Here is an 18080-nt window from a genome sequence, read left to right as displayed (position 1 = left end):
TTCCCGCGGCCGGTACGGTTCCGGCAGCTCCCGCGGCACCGGCCGGTCGGGCCGGTCGGGCCGGTCGGGCCGGTCGGGCCGGTCGGGCCGGTCGGGCCGGTCGGGCCGGTCAGTCCAGGTAGCCGCGCAGCTGGTCGGCGAACGCGTGGTCGCGGAGCTTGTTGAGGGTCTTGGACTCGATCTGCCGGATCCGCTCGCGGGTGACGCCGAAGATGCGCCCGATCTCCTCCAGAGTGCGGGGACGGCCGTCGACGAGTCCGTAGCGGAGCTGGACCACCTTGCGTTCGCGCTCCCCCAGCGTCGACAGGACCGCCTCCAGGTGCTCCCGGAGCAGCAGGAACGCGGCCGACTCCACGGGTGAGGCGGCGTCGCCGTCCTCGATGAGGTCGCCGAGGGCGACGTCGTCCTCCTCGCCGACCGGGGCGTGCAGGGAGACCGGCTCCTGCGCGAGGCGCAGCACCTCGCCGACGCGTTCGGGCGCCAGGTCGAGCTGGGCGGCGACGTCCTCGGGGGTGGGCTCGGAGCCGCGCTCCTGGAGCAGGCGGCGCTGGACGCGGACGACGCGGTTGATGAGCTCCACGACGTGGACCGGGACGCGGATGGTGCGGGCCTGGTCGGCGAGGGCGCGGGACATGGCCTGGCGGATCCACCAGGTGGCGTAGGTGGAGAACTTGTAGCCGCGGGCGTAGTCGAACTTCTCCACGGCCCGGATGAGTCCGAGGTTGCCCTCCTGGACCAGGTCGAGCATGGTCAGTCCGCGGCCGACGTAACGCTTCGCGACCGACACCACCAGGCGCAGGTTCGCCTCGATGAGGCGGCGCTTGGCGACGCGGCCCCGCACGACCAGCCGGTCCAGGTCGTGGGCGAGCCGGGTGTCCAGGTCGGGGGTCCTGAGCAGCTTCTCCTCGGCGAACAGGCCCGCCTCGACACGACGGGCGAGGTCGACCTCCTCGGCCGCGGTGAGCAGCGGGATGCGGCCGATCTCGCGCAGGTACTGGCGGAACAGGTCGGAGGAGGGGCCGCCGGTGTCGGCGCGGCCGCGCGCGGGCCGGGCCGGCTCCTCCGGTTCGGCCTGCTCCGCGGCGTCGTCGGCGTCCGCCGTCCGCAGCGCCTCGGCGGGCGGCTCCGCCGGCCCGTGCGGCTCCCGCGGCTCCCCCGGCTCCGGCGGGGACTTGCGGCCGGACTCGCGGCCGGGGGCGGCGTCGGGGCGGGGCACGGCGCGGCCCTGCGGCGGTACGGCGACGAGCACGCCGCCGTCGGCTCCGGGCTCCGGGCCGGTGGTGGCGTCGTTCTGGGCGAGGCTCTGGGTCTGCACGGGGGCGACCTCCAGGGTGATCGCTGCACAGTGGCACGGCAGCGCTGCTTCGGGGTCGGAGTCGGCGGCCTCGCCGCTGTCCGTCCCGTACGCGATGAGGGGAACCGCGGGGTGGAGGACCCGTGGGGGACGGACCGGCCGCGCTCCGAGGACTCGGGCACCGCCCCCAGTGTGGGGGAAGACACATCGCTGCCACGAGGGGCGTGCGGGCACTTTTTGCGTCCGGTCCGTGACCGGCCGGTTACCGTGCTGTCCGGACCGGGCCGCCGCCACCGCCCTGACCTGCGCCGGTCCCCGCCGGCCCGGACGCGCGTACGAAGGGTCGGCCGCGGCGCGCGGGGAAGGGGTCAGAGGGCCCCGGCGCCCTGCACCCGCAGGGCCTGGTCGTACTGCTGGAGCACCCACAGCTCGTTCTGGACGGTGGCCAGTTCGGCGGGGTCGCCGCCGGCGGCGAGCCGGGTGAGCTGGGACTGGACGTCACGGACCCGGCGTTCCACGGCGCGGCGGCGGACCTGGACGAGGACCGTGCCCGCGTACAGCTCGTCGACGGTGCGCCGCATGATCGCCTCGACGGCGAGCTCGGTCACCGTGGCGCGGACGGCGTCGTCGGGGGCCGCCTCCATGACGCGGACCAGGTACTGCTGCGGGTCGGGCACGCCGTACTCGGCGCCGCCCGCCTCCAGGATGGCCCGGCGTACGGCGGCGTAGGGCGGGGCGGTGAACTCGTCCAGGCCGTAGGCGTCGAAGGCCGGGGAGACCAGTTCCGGGCGCTGGAGGGCGAGCTTGAGCAGTTCGCGCTCGGTGGCGTAGACGGGGTTGCGCAGGTGCAGTGCGGGGCCGGACGGGGCGGGGGCGGCGGCCTGCGCGGGCTGCGGGCCGCGCTGCCGCTCGGGGGCCGGGCCGCGGCCGCCGCGCTCGCGGGCCCAGCGGGCGAGCTGGGCGACCCGTTTGACGACGAACTGGGTGTCGAGGATGCCGAGCATGCCGGCGAGCTGGACGGCGACCTCGTGCTGGGCTCCGCTGTTCTTGATCCGGGCGACGACCGGGGCGGCCTCGTCGAGGGCCGCGGCGCGGCCGGCCGGGGTGTTCAGGTCGTAGCGGCCGACGATCTGCCGCAGCGCGAACTCGAACAGCGGGGTGCGCGGTTCGGCCAGGTCGGAGACGGCGTCGTCGCCCTTGGCCAGGCGCAGTTCGCAGGGGTCCATGCCGTCCGGGGCGATGGCGATGTAGGTCTCGGCGGCGAACTTCTGGTCGTCCTCGAAGGCGCGCAGGGCGGCCTTCTGCCCGGCGGCGTCGCCGTCGAAGGTGAAGATCACCCGGGCCGAGCCGTTGTCCATCAGCAGGCGGCGCAGGATGCGGATGTGCTCGCCTCCGAAGGCGGTGCCGCAGGTGGCGATGGCCGTGGTGACCCCGGCCAGGTGGCAGGCCATGACATCGGTGTAGCCCTCGACGACGACGGCCCGGCTGGACTTGGCGATGTGCTGCTTGGCCAGGTCGATGCCGTACAGGACCTGGGACTTCTTGTAGATCGCGGTCTCGGGGGTGTTGAGGTACTTGGGTCCGTTGTCGGCCTCGTACAGTTTGCGCGCGCCGAAGCCGACGACGTCGCCGCCGATGTCCCGGATGGGCCACATCAGCCGGCCGCGGAAGCGGTCGATGGGACCGCGGCGGCCTTCCTGGGACAGGCCGGAGAGGACCAGCTCCTTGTCGGTGAAGCCCTTGCCGCGCAGGAAACGGGTGAGGTGGTCCCAGCCCTGGGGGCTGTAGCCGACGCCGAAGTGGACGGCGGCAGCCTGGTCGAAGCCGCGCTCGGCGAGGAAGATCCGCCCGGTCTCGGCCTCGGGGGAGGCGGCGAGCTGCTCCGCGTACCACTCGGCGGCGGTCTTGTGCGCCTCGACCAGGCGGATGCGCTCACCGCGCTGGTGGGCGGGGTTGTAACCGCCCTCCTCGTAGCGCAGGGTGATGCCGGCCTGCGCGGCGAGCCGCTCGACCGCCTCCGAGAAGGTGAGGTGGTCGATCTTCATCACGAAGGTGATGGTGTCGCCGCCCTCCTGGCAGCCGAAGCAGTGGAAGAGCCCCTTGCCCGGGCTGACCTGGAAGGAGGGTGACTTCTCGTCGTGGAACGGGCACAGCCCCTTGAGGTTGCCGCCGCCCGCGTTGCGCAGCTGGAGGTACTCGGACACGACGGCGTCGATGGGGACCGCGTCCCGTACCGCCTTCACGTCCTCGTCATTGATCCGTCCTGCCACGCGTGAAGTCTACGGGGGCCGACCGACAGCCCGGCCGCGCGTCCACGGCGGCCGGGGCGTGCGGCGGGGCTGCCGGGCGTGCGGCCGGGCGCCCGGGGCGGATGCCGGGCGCCCGGGGCGGGTGCCATGCGGCCGTGAGGCCGGGGCGGACGCCGTGAGGCCGTGAGGCCGGGGCGGACGCCGTGAGGCCGTGAGGCCGGGGCGGACGCCGTGAGGCCGTGAGGCCGGGCGGCCAGGGCGGACGCCGTGAGGCCGGGGCGGCCGGGGCGGGCGGCCGCCCGGCCGTCTCAGGCGGCGAGGTCCTCCAGCGGGACCTGCGGGTCGGCCAGGGCCTCCACGTCGACGGGTGCCCCGGAGCGGATCAGCCGCTGGATCTGCTCGGTGACGTCCCACACGTTGACGTTCATCCCGGCCAGCACCCGGCCCTGACGCACCCAGAACGCGATGAACTCGCGCTTCCCCGCGTCACCGCGGATCACCACCTGGTCGTAGGAGCCGGGCGGCGCCCAGCCGCTGTACTCCATGCCGAGGTCGTACTGGTCGGAGAAGAAGTAGGGCACCCGGTCGTAGACCACGTCCCGGCCGAGCATGGCGCGCGCGGCGGCCGGGCCGCCGTTGAGCGCGTTGGCCCAGTGCTCCACCCGCAGCCGGGTGTCGAACAGGGCGTGCGGGAAGGAGACCACGTCGCCGGCCGCGTGGATGTCCGGGTCGGAGGTGCACAGGCGGGTGTCGGTGAGGATGCCGCCGCCGTGCGCCCGGTCGGCGATCTCCAGCCCGGCGGCCTCGGCGAGCGCGGTCCGCGGGGCCGCGCCGATCGCGGCGAGTACGCCGTGCGCGGGGTGCTCCTCGCCGTCGGAGGTGTGGGCGGCGAGGACCATGCCGTCCTGTCCGGTGATCTCGGTGAGCCGCGCCCCGAAGTGGAAGCGGACGCCGTGCTCGCGGTGCAGCTCGGCGAAGAGCATGCCCAGCTCGGGCCCGAGGACCCCGTGCAGCGGGGTCGGCTCGGGCTCGACGACGGTGACCTCGGCGCCGTACTCGCGGGCCGCCGCGGCGACCTCCAGGCCGATCCAGCCGGCCCCGGCGATCACCAGGTGGCCGTTGTCCCGCCCGAGGGAGGCGAGGACGTGCTTGAGGCGCTCCGCGTGGGCGAGCCGCCGCAGGTGGTGGACGCCCGCCAGGTCGGTGCCGGGGATGTCCAGGCGGCGCGGTTCGGCGCCGGTCGCGAGGAGCAGCTTGTCGTAGTGGACGAGCGTGCCGTCGTCGCCGAAGCGGACCGTCCTGGCCGCCCGGTCGACCGCGTCGACGCTCTGGCCGAGGTGCAGCTCCACGTCGTGGCGCGCGTACCAGGCCGGCTCGTGCACGAAGACGCTGTCGCGTTCCTCCTTGCCGAGCAGCAGGCCCTTGGAGAGCGGGGGCCGCTCGTAGGGGTGGTCGCGCTCGTCGCAGATCAGTATCACCCGCCCCGTGAAGCCCTCCGCCCGGAGCGTCTCGGCCGCCTTCGCTCCGGCGAGACCGCCTCCGACGATGACGAATGTCTGATCCGCGTCGACCACTTGTTGCCTCCTCGTTGACGTGGCGTCACATGCGAGCGTCCCGCACCCGGCGTGATGGGGGAAGAGGGAGTGACCCGTTCAGGCCACGGAGGGTCACATTCCTACGGTGTATGCCCCTGTCACGGGTACCCCGTCAGGCGGGCGTGCAGCGCGCGGGCCGACGCGTCGGTGAGGGACGCGATCTGGTCCACGATCACCCGTTTGCGGTCCCGGTCGTCGCGGGCCCGGTCGAACAGGGCACGGAACTGCGGGTCGAGTCCGTCGGGCGCCCGGCGGGTGAGCGCCTCGGCGAGCGCGGCGACCACGATCCGCTGGTCCGCGCGGAGCCGGGTCTGCTCCTCGCGCTGCATCACGTACCGGTCGGCGACCGCCTTGAGCACGGCGCACTCCATCCGCGCCTCGCGCGGCACGACGAGTTCGGCGCCGTAGCGGGTGAGCCGGCCGCCGCCGTACGCGGCCCGGGTGGCGGCCTCGGCGGCCAGGCAGAACCGGCCGATGAGCTGGCTGGTGGCGTCCTTCAGACGGGCCTGGGCGAGGGCCGTGCCGTCGTAGCCGTGCGGCCACCAGGGCTGGTCCTGGAGCCGGTCGAGGGCCTCGGCGAGCTCGGCCGGGTCGGTCCCGGCGGGCACGTAGCGGCCGACGGCCACCGCGAACACCTCCCGCCGCTCGGGTTCGGCGTGCAGCACGTTGGGGTCGATGTGCCCGGCGTGCAGGCCGTCCTCGACGTCGTGCACCGAGTACGCCACGTCGTCCGCCCAGTCCATGACCTGTGCCTCGAAGCAGGTGCGGGTGCCGGGGACGTGCCTGCGGACCCAGGCGAAGACCGGCCGGTCGTCCTCGTACACCCCGAACTTCGGGGAGGCCGGGTCGGTGGGGTGGGCGCCGAGCGACCACGGGTACTTGGTGGCCGCGTCCAGGGCGGCCCGGGTGAGGTTGAGGCCGACGGAGCCGTCCTCGGTGAACCGCTTCGGCTCGATGCGGGTGAGCAGCCGCAGGGACTGGGCGTTGCCCTCGAAACCGCCGATGTCGGCCGCGAACTCGCCCAGGGCCTGTTCGCCGTTGTGGCCGAACGGGGGGTGGCCCAGGTCGTGGGAGAGGCAGGCGGCCTCCACGAGGTCGGGGTCGCAGCCCAGGGCGGCGCCCAGCTCGCGGCCCACCTGGGCGCATTCCAGGGAGTGGGTCAGCCGGGTGCGCGGGCTCGCGTCCCAGGCGCTGCCGGTGGCGCCGGGCGTGACGACCTGGGTCTTCCCGGCGAGCCGGCGCAGCGCGGAGGAGTGCAGGACCCGGGCCCGGTCGCGTTGGAACGCGGTGCGGCCCGGGCGCTTGTCCGGCTCGGGGGCCCAGCGGTCGGTGTCGGTGTCGTCGTACGCGGTGCCTGGCATGGTCCGACACTAACCGCGCCCGGCTCCGCGCCGGGTACCGCCCGTGGGTGCGCGGGGCGCCTCACCGGGTCACGGGGCCGCGCGTGCCGCGACCGGGCCGCCGGGTGCGGTGCACCGCCGGGGCGCGGTGCCGGCCGGGCGGCGTCCTCCGCCGGGCCGGATGCGCACCGTCGGGCCGGAGGATGTGCTCCGCCCGGGACGTTGTGCTCCGCCCGGGACGTTGTGCCCGGTCAGGCCGCGGTGGCCGTGGTGGCGGCGCGGGCCCGGTCGTAGCGGTGCAGGACCAGCCGGGCCATCGCGGGGTGGGCGCCCAGCGGGGCGGAGGCGATCCCCGGAGCCGCCTCGGCGCACTCGGTCGCGAACCGGCCCGGCGCGGTGAAGCAGGACGCCACGGCGACGCGGTGGCGGCCCTGCGCGGCCAGGGCGCGTACCGCGCGGGCGACGGTGGGCTCGGCGGTGGTGGCGTAGGCGGGGGCGACCGGCACCCCGAGGCGCTCGGCGAGCAGCTGGGCGATGCGGCGGGTGCCGGCCGCGGACTCCGGGTCGCGGGAGCCGGCGGCGGCCAGCACGACGGCGCCGGCCCGGCGCTCGGCGGCACTCCGCGGGGTCTCCCAGCCGGCCTCGACGAGACGTTCGTAGAGGGTCTCCACGAGCAGCGGGTGCGGGCCGAGCGGTTGTGCCACCCGGGCCCGGCCGTGCGCGCGGGCGGCGGTCTCGGGGAGGTCCCGTTTGACGTGGTGGCCGGGGCTGAGCAGCAGCGGGACGAGCACCGAGTCACCGGGCAGGGCGTCGAGGGTGTCGGTCAGCAGCGGCGCGTTCAGCTCGATGTGGCCGAGGTGGACGGCGAGGTCCGGGCGCAGCTCGCCGACCCGCTCGGCCAGCGCGCGCACCGTGGCGAGGGCGCGCGGGTCCCGGCTGCCGTGGGCGGCCAGGACGAGCGCGGGGGGCGCCTGGAGCGAGGTGAGGCCGAGCCGGCCCGAGAGCTCGCTGCTGAACCGGTCCCTGAGGTACGCCGTCATGGGGAGAGGGTGCCGCCCCGAGGTTGCGCCGCCGTTGCACGGCCGTCACGGGCGTCTTCCGCGGGTTTCACACCTGCCCGGCGGACGGGGTGAGGCGGGCCCGGTGGGGCGGCCGGGCGTGCCGGGCGACGGCTCGGCGGGAGGGGTCGCGGGCGAACCGGAGCGGGGCGCGGGGCGTCGCCCCCGGTCCCACCCGGACCTCACGGCGGCTCCGGGCGCCCGGGTGAGGCGCTGGTGCGCTGCGTGTAACCTGCGGCCGCCCCGGGGCGTAACACGCCCGACCCACGCTGAGGTGCATGGACAGCATCGCGACGCCCACCCACTGCCCGTACTGCGCCCTGCAGTGCGGGATGCTCCTGTCGCCGGCACCCGACGGGGGCGTCGAGGTGACCGAGCGCACCGACTTCCCGGTGAACCGGGGCGCGCTGTGCGGCAAGGGTCGCACCGCTCCGGCCCTCCTCGCGCCGGGCGCCCGCCTCACCACGCCGCTGGTGCGGTCGGGCGGCACGCTGGTGCCGGCCGGCTGGGACGAGGCGCTCGACCGGATCGCCGGGGCCCTCGCCCGCACCCGCGCCGGACACGGGCCGGACGCGTGTGCGGTGTTCGGCGGCGGTGGTCTGACCAACGAGAAGGCCTACAGTCTGGGCAAGTTCGCCCGGGTCGCGCTGGGCACCTCGCAGATCGACTACAACGGCCGGTTCTGCATGGCGTCGGCCGCCGCCGCGGGCATCAGGGCGTTCGGCCTGGACCGCGGACTGCCCTTCCCGCTGGAGGACATCCCGCGGACCGGGTGCGTGATCCTGGTCGGCTCCAACCTCGTCGAGACGATGCCGCCGGCGCTGCGCTACCTCACCGAGCTGAAGGAGAACGGCGGCACGCTGATCGTCGTCGACCCGCGCCGCACCCGCACCGCCGAGCAGGCCGACCTGCATCTCGCCCCGCGGCCGGGCAGCGACCTCGCCCTCGCGCTGGGCCTGCTGCACCTGGTCGTCACACAGGGCCGCACCGACGAGGAGTACGTCCGTACCCGCACGGCCGGCTGGGAGGAGACGCGCGCGGCGGCGATGGCGTACTGGCCCGAGTACGTGGAGCGGATCACCGGCGTGTCCGTGCCCGAGCTGCGTGAGGCGGTCCGGCTGTTCTGCGCGCCCGGGACGGCGATGGTGCTCACCGCGCGCGGGCCCGAGCAGCAGTCCAAGGGCACCGACACGGTGAGCGCCTGGATCAACCTGTGTCTGGCCACCGGCCGGGCGGGCCGTCCGCTGTCCGGATACGGCTGCCTGACCGGGCAGGGCAACGGGCAGGGCGGCCGCGAGCACGGTCAGAAGGCCGACCAGCTGCCCGGCTACCGCAAGCTGGACGACCCCGAGGCCCGGCGGCACGTGGCCGGGGTGTGGGGCGTGGACCCCGACACGCTGCCGGGGCCGGGGCGCAGCGCGTACGAGCTGCTGGACGCGCTCGGCACCGACGTCCGGGCGCTGCTGCTGATGGGCTCCAACCCGGTGGTCTCGGCGCCGCGGGCCGCACATGTGGAGGGGCGGCTGCGGGCGCTGGACTTCCTGGCGGTGGCCGACGTGGTGCTGTCGGAGACCGCCGAACTCGCCGACGTGGTCCTGCCGGTGACGCAGTGGGCGGAGGAGACCGGCACCACGACCAGCCTGGAGGGCAGGGTGCTGCTGCGCCGCCGCGCGATCAGCCCGCCGGAGGGGGTGCGCAGCGACCTGGAGGTGCTGCACGGCCTCGCTGAACGGCTGGGCGTGGAGAAGGGCTTCCCCACCGACCCGGAGACGGTGTTCGAGGAACTCGGCCGGGCGAGCGCGGGCGGCCCCGCGGACTACTCCGGGATCACGTACCGGAGGCTGGCGGAGGAGAACGGCGTGTTCTGGCCGTGCCCGGGGGCACCGGCCGCGAGGCCCGGAGCGGAGACCGGCGGACCCGGAGCAGAGACCGGCGAGCCCGGAGCAGAGACCGGCGGACCCGGAGCAGAGACCGGCGGACCCGGAGCAGAGACCGGCGGACCCGGAGCAGAGACCGGCGGACCCGGAGCAGAGACCGGCGAGCCCGGAGCAGAGACCGGCGGACCCGGAGCAGAGGCCGGCGGACCCGGAGCAGAGGCCGGTGGGTCCGTGGCAGCGGAGCCGGCGGACGGTCGCGGCGGGCACGGTGACGGCGGGCGGGCGGCGGCGGGCGCCGAGGGCGCCGAGGCCGCCGGGGCCACCGAGGCCACCGGGGACGCCGAGGTGCACCCGGGCACGCCGCGGCTGTTCCTCGACCGGTTCGCCACGCCCGACGGGCGGGCCCGGTTCGTGCCCGTGTCGTACCGGGCGATCGCCGAGGAACCCGACGAGGAGTACCCGGTGCTGCTGACGACGGGCCGGGTGGTGGCGCAGTACCAGTCGGGTGCGCAGACCCGGCGGGTGGCGGAGCTCAACGCCGCGGCGCCCGAGCCCTTCGTGGAGCTGCACCCGCGGCTGGCGGCCCGGCTGGGCGCGGCCGAGGGGGACCCGGTGGCGGTGGTCTCGCGGCGCGGCCGCGCGGTCGCCCCGGCCCGCATCACGGCGTCCATCCGCTCCGACACGGTGTTCATGCCCTTCCACTGGCCGGGCGAGGGCCGCGCCAACACCCTCACCAACCCCGCCCTGGACCCGACCTCGCGGATGCCGGAGTTCAAGGCGTGCGCGGTACGGCTGGAGGCGGTCCCGGTCCCGGAGCAGGTCCCGCGCCCGGCGCCCTGAGCAGGCCGGGCCGGCCGCCACCCGACCGACGCGGCCGGGAGGCCCGCCCGGCCCGGTGGCCGGCACGAGCGGTCACCTGGCGGGTCCGGCAGGGTGAGGGCGTCCGAGCCAGTCGCCGCCCGGTACGAGGCGCCCGCGGGTCCGCAGCCGGGCGGCGACGGCAGGCCCGGCGAGATAGACCCAGGCACGGACGGCGGTGCCGTCGGCGTCGCGGACCACCTCGCGCTCGACGCGCTCGTAGAGGCTGCGGCGCGGGTCGCCCGGGACGTACTCCTCCAGGAGGTCGAGCGCGCCGAGGAGTGCGCCGTAGGCCTCCGGCCGGGCGGTGACGAGTTCACCGCGCACCGCGCCGCCGGCCCCTTCCACGGCGTAGGGATAGCCGGGGCCGTCGTAGAGCACCGCACCGGTGAGCCGGGCGGGGTCCGCGGCGCGGGTGCGGCCGCGCAGGAACAGACCGTGGTTGGCCTCGCCGGGGCGGAGGGTGCCGTAGACGAAGAACGGGAGGGGCTGCGGGCGCTGGCTCACGGAGCCGATTCTCCCGCGTCGCGGGCCGAGGCCGTCGGGCCGGGCCCGGCCCCGGCCTCCGTGCGGTCGCGCGCTTCGCCGCCGGGTCCGTGATCACCCGTTCACTCCTTCGCCGTGCGCCCATCGGGTGGTTCTCCGCGGGACACCCGCACCACGGCTGTGACCTGCCGAAACGGTGCTCACCAGACGCCTTCGCCCGGGCCGTTCCGGGCGGTTCGGTACATATCTGACGGGTCGTCAGCAAGCGGACCGGACGGCCTGCCCTTTACCTCGGAGGTGCAGGGGGGAGCCCAGGGCACCCGATGAGCTCGTGAGGAGCAACCGCATGCGACGTACCGTCCGGCTGCTGTCCGGCGCCGCGCTGGCCGCCGCCGTCGGCGGGCCGATGGCCGCGCCCGCCCTCGCCGCGGGCGGGCTGGAGCTGCTTCCCTCGCACGCCGTGCCGGGCAGTCCGGTCGCCGTGAGCACCGCCGCCTGCGGAGCCGGCGGCACGGGTGACGGGGACGCCGGCGCGGTCGGGGCCGGGCACTTCCCGCTGGCGCCGGGCACCCCCGGCGGCGAGGCGAGCGGCCGGTTCAAGGTGCCGCCGGGCGCCCAGCCGGGGACGTACGAGATCGTCGTGCGGTGCGCCCGCGGCGGGCGGGAGGTCCGCGGGGACCTCGTGGTGACGCTCACCGCCGTGCAGCCGCGCGGCAGTGTGAAGACAGGGGTCGGCGGCGCCCTGGGCCCCGATCCCGTGCAGGCCGCGGCCGGTGTGGCGGCGCTCGCCGTCGCCGCCGCGGGCGGTACCTGGCTCCTGCATCGCCGGGCGAGAGGCGACGGGATCTGACGGGCACCCTCCGCTGCCCGTCCGCCGGTACCGCATGTCCCCTCCCCCTCCGGTCCGCCCGCCCCTCGCGGCCCGGAGGGGGCTCGGGCCCGCCCGATCGGAGGTCCAGGTGCGCAGCCACGGCAACACCGCCGTAGCGGCCGTCACGGCCGGCGCGCTGTGCGCCGGCGCCTGGCTGCTGCACGGCGCCACCGCCGAGCACCCTCCGCCACAGCCGTCCGCCGCCGAGGCGAGTCCCGGCCCCGGGGAGGCGTCCGCCGCGGCCGCCCCCGCTCTGCCGCCCTCCCCGCCGGACCGCGTCCGCATCCCGGCCATCGGTGTGGACGCGCCCCTGACGGGCCTCGGGCTGACCCCGTCGGGCAGCCTGGACGTGCCGCCGGCCGGGGACCCGAACCTGGCCGGCTGGTACGAGTCCGGCACCACGCCCGGCGAGAGGGGCACGGCGATCGTCGCGGGGCACGTCGACAACGCCGACGGGCCGGCCGTGTTCTACTCCCTCGGCGCGCTGAAGAAGGGCAGTGTCGTCGACGTCGACCGGCGGGACGGCGGCACGGCCCGGTTCACGGTGTACGCCGTGGAGGTCTACCGGGCGGCCGACTTCCCCGACCGGAAGGTGTACGGAGCCGCGCCCCGCCCCGAGCTGCGGGTGATCACCTGCGGCGGCGGCTACTCCCGCGCGACCGGCTACCAGGGCAACGTGGTCGTCTTCGCCCGCCTGACGGACTCCACCCGCTGAGCGGCCGGCGCCCGGGCGGTGCGGCCCGTCCTCGGGGTCAGGCCGCCCACTGCTCCCACGCCATCTTCGCCACCAGCGAGAACACCACCGTCAGCAGCACGATCCGGACGAAGCCGCTGCCCTTCTTCAGCGCGGTGCGGGCCCCCAGCGTGGCGCCCGCGAGGTTGAAGAGGGCCATCAGGGCGGCGAGTTGCCACAGCACCGCGCCCTGCCAGGCGAACATGGCGAGGGCTCCGGCGTTGGTGCAGCAGTTGACGATCTTGGCGGTGGCCGAGGCGGACACCAGGTCGAGATGGAGGACGGCGGTCAGCGCGAGCACCAGGAAGGTGCCGGTGCCGGGGCCTACGAGCCCGTCGTAGAAGCCGATGCCGAGGCCGGCCAGGCCGATCGCGGCGAGGATGCGGCGGCGGGTGACCGGGCCGGGCGCCGGAGCCGAACCGAAGCCGGGCCGCAGGATCACGAAGGCCGCGACGCCCAGCAGCACCACCATGATCACCGGCTTGAGGACCTCGGTGCTCATGCCCGCCGCGAAGAAGGCGCCCGCCGAGGACCCGGCGAGCGCCGCGAGCCCGATCCGCACGGCCAGCCGCACGTCCACCGGGGCCTTGCGGGTGTAGGTCACCGCCGCCCCCGTCGTGCCCACGATCGCCACCGCCTTGTTGGTGCCGAGCGCGGTCGCGGCCGGGGTGCCGCCCGGCAGACCGAGCAGCAGGGCGGGCAGAAGCAGCAGCCCGCCACCGCCCACCACGGCATCGATCCAGCCGGCCGCGAGCGCGGCCGCGCACAGGACAACGATCATGGTCAGCGATATGTCGGGCATGATCGCGACCCTATGGGACCGGATACATGCCCTGTCCACGCGATATCCCCGGTTCAGAGGATCCCTTGAGCTTCCCCGCCCCTTTGGGCCCTCGTGGGGAGCGCCTGCCGAGGCGACCGGGACCCGGCCGCTCCGCGGCAGGCGCCGAGGCGGGGCGGGGCCCGCCGGCAGACGAGGATGCCGCGCGCGGGCCGGTCGAACCGTCCCCCGGGGCGCTCTGCCGGGGTGTCGCCGCCCGGCGGAGAGGGGGAGCGCGGCCCGTGCCCCGCGGACACCGTGACCGGCGGGGGCCGGCGCCGTCCGCGCCTCACAGCCGGGGCGCGGCGCGGTTGAGGGCAGAGTTCCCCGCGTGAAACAGACGTGATGCGGCCGGGTAACACCCGCAGCGCACGCTCGGCGGCATGACCTCGAATGCGCGTGTGGTGGTGATCGGCGCCGGGCTCGCGGGCGTGCGGCTCGCCCAGCGGCTGGCGGAGCTCGGCACGCCCGCGGTCCTCGTCGGCGAGGAGGAGCACCGGCCCTACAACCGGGTTCTGCTCGCGGAGGTGCTGGCCGGGCGGTACGACCCCGAGGTGATCGCGCTGCCCGCCCCGGCGGGCCTGGTACGGGCCCGCGTGAGGGGCATCGACCGCGCCGCGAGGAGAGTGACGTGCGCGGACGGCACCGAGATCGCATACGACACGCTGGTCCTGGCCACCGGCTCCAACCCGGTGCTTCCCCCGCTGCGCGGCCTGTTCGCCACCGGGCACGCCCTGCCCGACGGCGTGCACGCCTTCCGCACCATGGACGACTGCCTGGAGCTGTCGAAGGCCGTGCGGCCCGGCGTCCGGGCCGTCGTCGTCGGAGGCGGGCTGCTCGGCGTGTCCGCCGCCCGCGCCCTCGCCCTGCGCGGTGCCTCGGTGGTCCTCGCCCAGCAGTCCGAGCGCCTGATGGAGCGCCAGCTCGACCCGGACGCCTCCCGGCTCGTGCACCGGCACCTCACCGGGCTCGGCGTCGAGATCCACACCGAGTGCCGGGTGCGGGACGTGCGCTGCGAGGGCGGCGCGGTCCGCTCCGTGGAGATGTCCGACGGCTATCCGCTGGACGCCGACCTCGTGGTCCTGGCCTGCGGGGTCCGCCCCCGGGTGGGCCTCGCCGAGGACGCCGGGCTGCCCGTCCGGCACGGTGTCCTGGTCGACGACGAGCTGCGCACCGGTGACCCCGACATCTTCGCCGTCGGCGACTGCGCCCAGCACGACGGTGTCGTCTACGGGCTCGCCGCGCCCGCCCTGGAACAGGCCGAGGTCCTCGCGCGGCTGCTGGCCGGGGAGGGCGGCGCCCGGTACCGCGGCACCCGCTCCCTCACCCGGCTCTCCCTCACGGGACACGAACCCGCCGGACACCCTGCGGCCGGAAGCGAACCCGGTGGGGGCGAACCCGACGCCGGCCGCCCCGCCGGGGACGGCCCGGCCCGCACCGTCGCCACCGGCCCCGGGTCCGCCCCCACCGGCCCGGCCGGCACGCTCCCGGCCGCCGCCGGCCCGGCCGGTCTCGACCTCGCCGCGTTCGGCGAGACCGTTCCACGGCCGGGCGACGACGTCGTCCAGCTCGCCGACGCCACCCGCGGCACCTACCGCAAGGTCGTGGTCCGCGACGACCGCCTCGTCGGCGGGGTGCTCGTCGGCGAACTCGGCGCCGTCGGCACGCTGGCCCGCGCCTGGGAGGGAGCCGAACCGCTCCCCGCCGACGGCCCCCTGCTGCACCTGCTCACCAACGACGGAGGCTGCTGAATGACCGCCACCCCGGGGTCCACCCCCACGATCGTGCTCATCGGCCACGGCATGGTCGGCCAGCGCTTCCTGGAGGCGCTCGCCGAGCGCGGCCTGACCGCCACGCACCACGTGGTCGTCCTCGCCGAGGAGTCCCGGCCGGCCTACGACCGCGTCCAGCTCACCTCCTACTTCTCCGGCACCACGCCCGAGGACCTGTCGCTGTCCGACGCCCGGTTCCTGGACACCCACGGCATCGAGCTGCGCCTGGGCGACCCGGCCGAGCGCGTCGACCGGGACGCGAAGCAGGTCACCACCCGCTCGGGACACACCGTCCGCTACGACGTCCTGGTGCTGGCCACCGGCTCCTACCCGTTCGTGCCGCCCGTCCCGAACCGGGACGCCGACGGCTGCTTCGTCTACCGCACCATCGACGACCTGCTCGCCATCGAGGCCTACGCGGCGGCCCGGGCCACCACCGGCGCCGTGGTCGGCGGCGGGCTGCTCGGACTGGAGGCCGCGGGCGCGCTCAAGGGCCTCGGACTGGAGAGCCACATCGTCGAGTTCGCGCCGCGCCTGATGCCGGTCCAGGTCGACGAGGGCGGTGGCGCGGCCCTGCTGCGCACGATCCGGGGCATGGGCCTGAGCGTGCACACCGGGGTCGGCACCCAGGAGATCCTGACCGGCGCGGACGGTGCCGTGACCGGCATGCGGCTGTCCGACGGGTCCGCACTCGATGTCGACATGGTGGTGTTCAGCGCGGGCGTGCGCCCCCGCGACCAGCTCGCCCGGGACTGCGGGCTGGCCGTCGGCGACCGCGGCGGCATCACCGTCGACGAGCAGTGCCGTACGGTGACCGACCCGAGCGTGTTCGCCATCGGCGAGTGCGCGCTCGCCGCGGACGGCCGGGTGTACGGCCTGGTCGCCCCCGGCTACGAGCAGGCCGCGACGGCGGCCGCGGCCATCGCCGCCGAGGAGTCGTCCTTCACCGGCGCGGACCTGTCCACCAAGCTGAAGCTGCTCGGCGTGGACGTCGCCTCCTTCGGGGACGCGCACGGCGCCACCGAGGACAGCCTGGACGTCGTCTACTCCGACTCCCGCTCCGGCCTCTACAAGAAGCTGGTCATCGGCCACGACGGCACCCTGCTCGGCGGCATCCTGGTCGGCGACGCGGAGGCGTACGGCACGCTGCGCGCGCTGACCGGGTCGGTGCCGCCCCTCGCGCCGGAGAGCCTGGTGCTGCCGGCCGGGGCGGGCGGGCCCGCGCAGCTCGGCCCGGCGGCGCTGCCGGACGAGGCGGTCGTGTGCTCCTGCCACAACGTCACCAAGGGCGCGATCCGCGGCGCGGTCACCGAGCACAGCTGCACGAGCGTGCCGGAGGTGAAGAAGTGCACCCGGGCCGGCACCGGCTGCGGCAGCTGCCTGAAGGTCCTCGGCCAGCTCGTCGACGCCGAACTGGCCGCGAGCGGCGTCGAGGTCGACCAGGGGCTGTGCGGCTGCTTCGCGCACACCCGCGAGGAGCTGTACGAGATCGTCCTGGCCCTGCGCATCACCTCGTACCGGGAGCTGCTCGACCGGCACGGCCGTGACGGCGCCCGCGGCGGCGACGGCTGCGAGGTGTGCAAGCCCGCCGTCGGCTCGATCATCGCCTCCCTCGCCCCGACGATCGGTGCGAGCGGCTACGTCCTCGACGGCGAGCAGGCCGCCCTCCAGGACAGCAACGACCACTTCCTCGCCAACCTCCAGCGCAACGGCTCGTACTCCGTCGTCCCCCGCGTCCCGGGCGGTGAGATCACCCCGGAGAAGCTCATCGTGATCGGCGAGGTGGCGCGGGACTTCGGCCTCTACACGAAGATCACCGGCGGTCAGCGCATCGACCTGTTCGGCGCCCGTGTGGAGCAGCTCCCGCTGATCTGGACCCGGCTGGTCGACGCCGGCTTCGAGTCGGGCCACGCCTACGGCAAGGCGCTGCGCACGGTGAAGTCCTGCGTGGGCGAGACCTGGTGCCGCTACGGCCAGCAGGACTCCGTGCGCATGGCGATCGACCTGGAGCTGCGCTACCGGGGTCTGCGCTCCCCGCACAAGCTGAAGTCGGCGGTGTCGGGCTGCGCCCGCGAGTGCGCGGAGGCGCAGTCGAAGGACTTCGGGGTGATCGCCACCTCCCAGGGCTGGAACCTCTACGTCGGCGGGAACGGCGGCGCCACCCCGCGCCACGCGGACCTCCTCGCGCAGGACCTCTCCGACGCCGAACTGGTCCGCCTGATCGACCGGTTCCTGATGTTCTACATCCGCACCGCGGACCGGCTGGAACGCACCTCGGCCTGGCTGGAGCGCATCCCGGGCGGCCTGGACCACGTACGGGACGTGGTCGTGCACGACTCCCTCGGCATCTGCGCGGAGCTGGAGTCGCTGATGGCCGACCATGTCGCGCACTACCGCGACGAGTGGGCCGAGACCATCACCGACCCGGAGAAACTCGCCCGGTTCGTGTCCTTCGTGAACGCGCCGGACACGCCCGACCCGGTCGTCGGGTTCGTCCCGGAGCGGGACCAGATCAAGCCGGACCTGCCCCTGCTGACCATCGGCCACCGCCCTCTGGAAGGGAGCGCCCAGCGTTGACCCCCGCATCCGGGACGACGGGCCCCACCGCGTCCACCGCGTCCACCGTATCCACCACCTCCGCGGCGTCCGCCGCGTCCACTGTGTCCGCCGCGTCCGGCGCCCCGGCGGGGGCGGCCGCCCCCGCCGGCCGGACGGACGGGAGCGTACAGATCCTCCTGCCGGGCGACGGCTGGCTGACGGTCTGCGAGCTGAGCCGGCTGCTGCCCGGCCGCGGGGTCGCCGCGCTGCTGCCCGACGGGAGCCAGGCCGCCGTGTTCCAGGACCGGGCCGGACGGCTGTACGCGATCGACAACCGGGATCCGTTCAACGGCGCGGCCGTCCTCGCGCGCGGTCTGACCGGCAGCCACGACGGCCGCCCGTTCGTGGCCTCCCCGCTGCTGAAGCAGCGCTTCGACCTCGCGTCGGGTGTCTGCCTGGACGACGACTCGGTGAGCGTGACGACCTACCAGGTCCGAACGGTCTGACCGGTCAGACCGGTCTGACCGGCGGGCCCGCCCCGCCTCGCGCGCACGGGGTGCGCACCCTCAACGACGGGGTGCGCACCCCG

General features: G+C 75.5%; 12 protein-coding genes and 1 pseudogene. 6 read left to right on the top strand and 7 right to left on the bottom strand.

The window, feature by feature from the left end:
- Positions 1-109 precede the first annotated feature (109 nt).
- The 5 genes and pseudogenes from AC5K6T_RS03680 to AC5K6T_RS03660 form a co-directional block, all read right to left on the bottom strand.
- Positions 110-1476, bottom strand: a pseudogene (locus AC5K6T_RS03680) (RNA polymerase sigma factor).
- Positions 1477-1662: 186 nt separating this feature from the next.
- A complete protein-coding gene (gene dnaG, locus AC5K6T_RS03675) occupies positions 1663-3564 on the bottom strand; it encodes a DNA primase (RefSeq protein ID WP_493205565.1) in 1902 nt (633 codons plus the stop codon).
- Positions 3565-3851: 287 nt separating this feature from the next.
- Positions 3852-5117, bottom strand: coding sequence for an NAD(P)/FAD-dependent oxidoreductase (locus tag AC5K6T_RS03670; protein WP_493205563.1), 1266 nt, complete (start codon positions 5115-5117; stop codon positions 3852-3854).
- Between the two features lie 119 nt (positions 5118-5236).
- Positions 5237-6499, bottom strand: coding sequence for a deoxyguanosinetriphosphate triphosphohydrolase (locus AC5K6T_RS03665; RefSeq protein ID WP_493205561.1), 1263 nt, complete (start codon positions 6497-6499; stop codon positions 5237-5239).
- Between the two features lie 230 nt (positions 6500-6729).
- Positions 6730-7518, bottom strand: coding sequence for a sirohydrochlorin chelatase (locus AC5K6T_RS03660; RefSeq protein WP_493205559.1), 789 nt, complete (start codon positions 7516-7518; stop codon positions 6730-6732).
- A gap of 296 nt (positions 7519-7814) precedes the next feature.
- On the opposite strand from AC5K6T_RS03660, the gene AC5K6T_RS03655 reads away from it, so the two are divergent.
- Positions 7815-10253 (top strand): molybdopterin oxidoreductase family protein, encoded by a 2439-nt coding sequence (locus tag AC5K6T_RS03655; RefSeq protein ID WP_493205558.1) that lies wholly within the window; start codon positions 7815-7817, stop codon positions 10251-10253.
- A gap of 72 nt (positions 10254-10325) precedes the next feature.
- Here the strand turns inward: AC5K6T_RS03655 and AC5K6T_RS03650 are convergent, their stop codons facing one another.
- Positions 10326-10778, bottom strand: coding sequence for a gamma-glutamylcyclotransferase family protein (locus tag AC5K6T_RS03650; RefSeq protein WP_493205556.1), 453 nt, complete (start codon positions 10776-10778; stop codon positions 10326-10328).
- Positions 10779-11103: 325 nt separating this feature from the next.
- On the opposite strand from AC5K6T_RS03650, the gene AC5K6T_RS03645 reads away from it, so the two are divergent.
- Entirely contained in the window at positions 11104-11607 is a 504-nt protein-coding gene (locus tag AC5K6T_RS03645; protein ID WP_493205554.1) for a GVDTG sorting domain-containing protein, read from the top strand.
- 109 nt (positions 11608-11716) lie between these two features.
- Positions 11717-12343: a class F sortase gene (locus AC5K6T_RS03640; RefSeq protein WP_493205552.1), complete on the top strand. Its 627-nt coding sequence runs from the start codon at positions 11717-11719 to the stop codon at positions 12341-12343.
- A gap of 37 nt (positions 12344-12380) precedes the next feature.
- On the opposite strand, the gene AC5K6T_RS03635 is transcribed toward AC5K6T_RS03640, so the two are convergent.
- Complete coding sequence (locus tag AC5K6T_RS03635; protein ID WP_493205550.1) at positions 12381-13163, bottom strand: sulfite exporter TauE/SafE family protein; 783 nt, start codon at positions 13161-13163, stop codon at positions 12381-12383.
- Positions 13164-13564: 401 nt separating this feature from the next.
- Between AC5K6T_RS03635 and AC5K6T_RS03630 the strand changes: the two genes are divergently transcribed.
- The 3 genes from AC5K6T_RS03630 to nirD all read left to right on the top strand — a co-directional run bounded on the left by AC5K6T_RS03630 (position 13565) and on the right by nirD (position 17997).
- Complete coding sequence (locus AC5K6T_RS03630) at positions 13565-14932, top strand: NAD(P)/FAD-dependent oxidoreductase (protein ID WP_493205548.1); 1368 nt, start codon at positions 13565-13567, stop codon at positions 14930-14932.
- A complete protein-coding gene (gene nirB / locus AC5K6T_RS03625; RefSeq protein WP_493205546.1) occupies positions 14933-17530 on the top strand; it encodes a nitrite reductase large subunit NirB in 2598 nt (865 codons plus the stop codon).
- A 152-nt stretch (positions 17531-17682) separates the two neighbouring features.
- Entirely contained in the window at positions 17683-17997 is a 315-nt protein-coding gene (nirD, locus tag AC5K6T_RS03620; protein WP_493207314.1) for a nitrite reductase small subunit NirD, read from the top strand.
- Positions 17998-18080: the final 83 nt, after the last annotated feature.

This window comes from Streptomyces sp. B8-7, assembly GCF_058833805.1.
The sequence above is the reverse complement of the archived record's forward strand: the minus strand, read 5'-3'. Positions and strand labels throughout refer to the sequence as shown.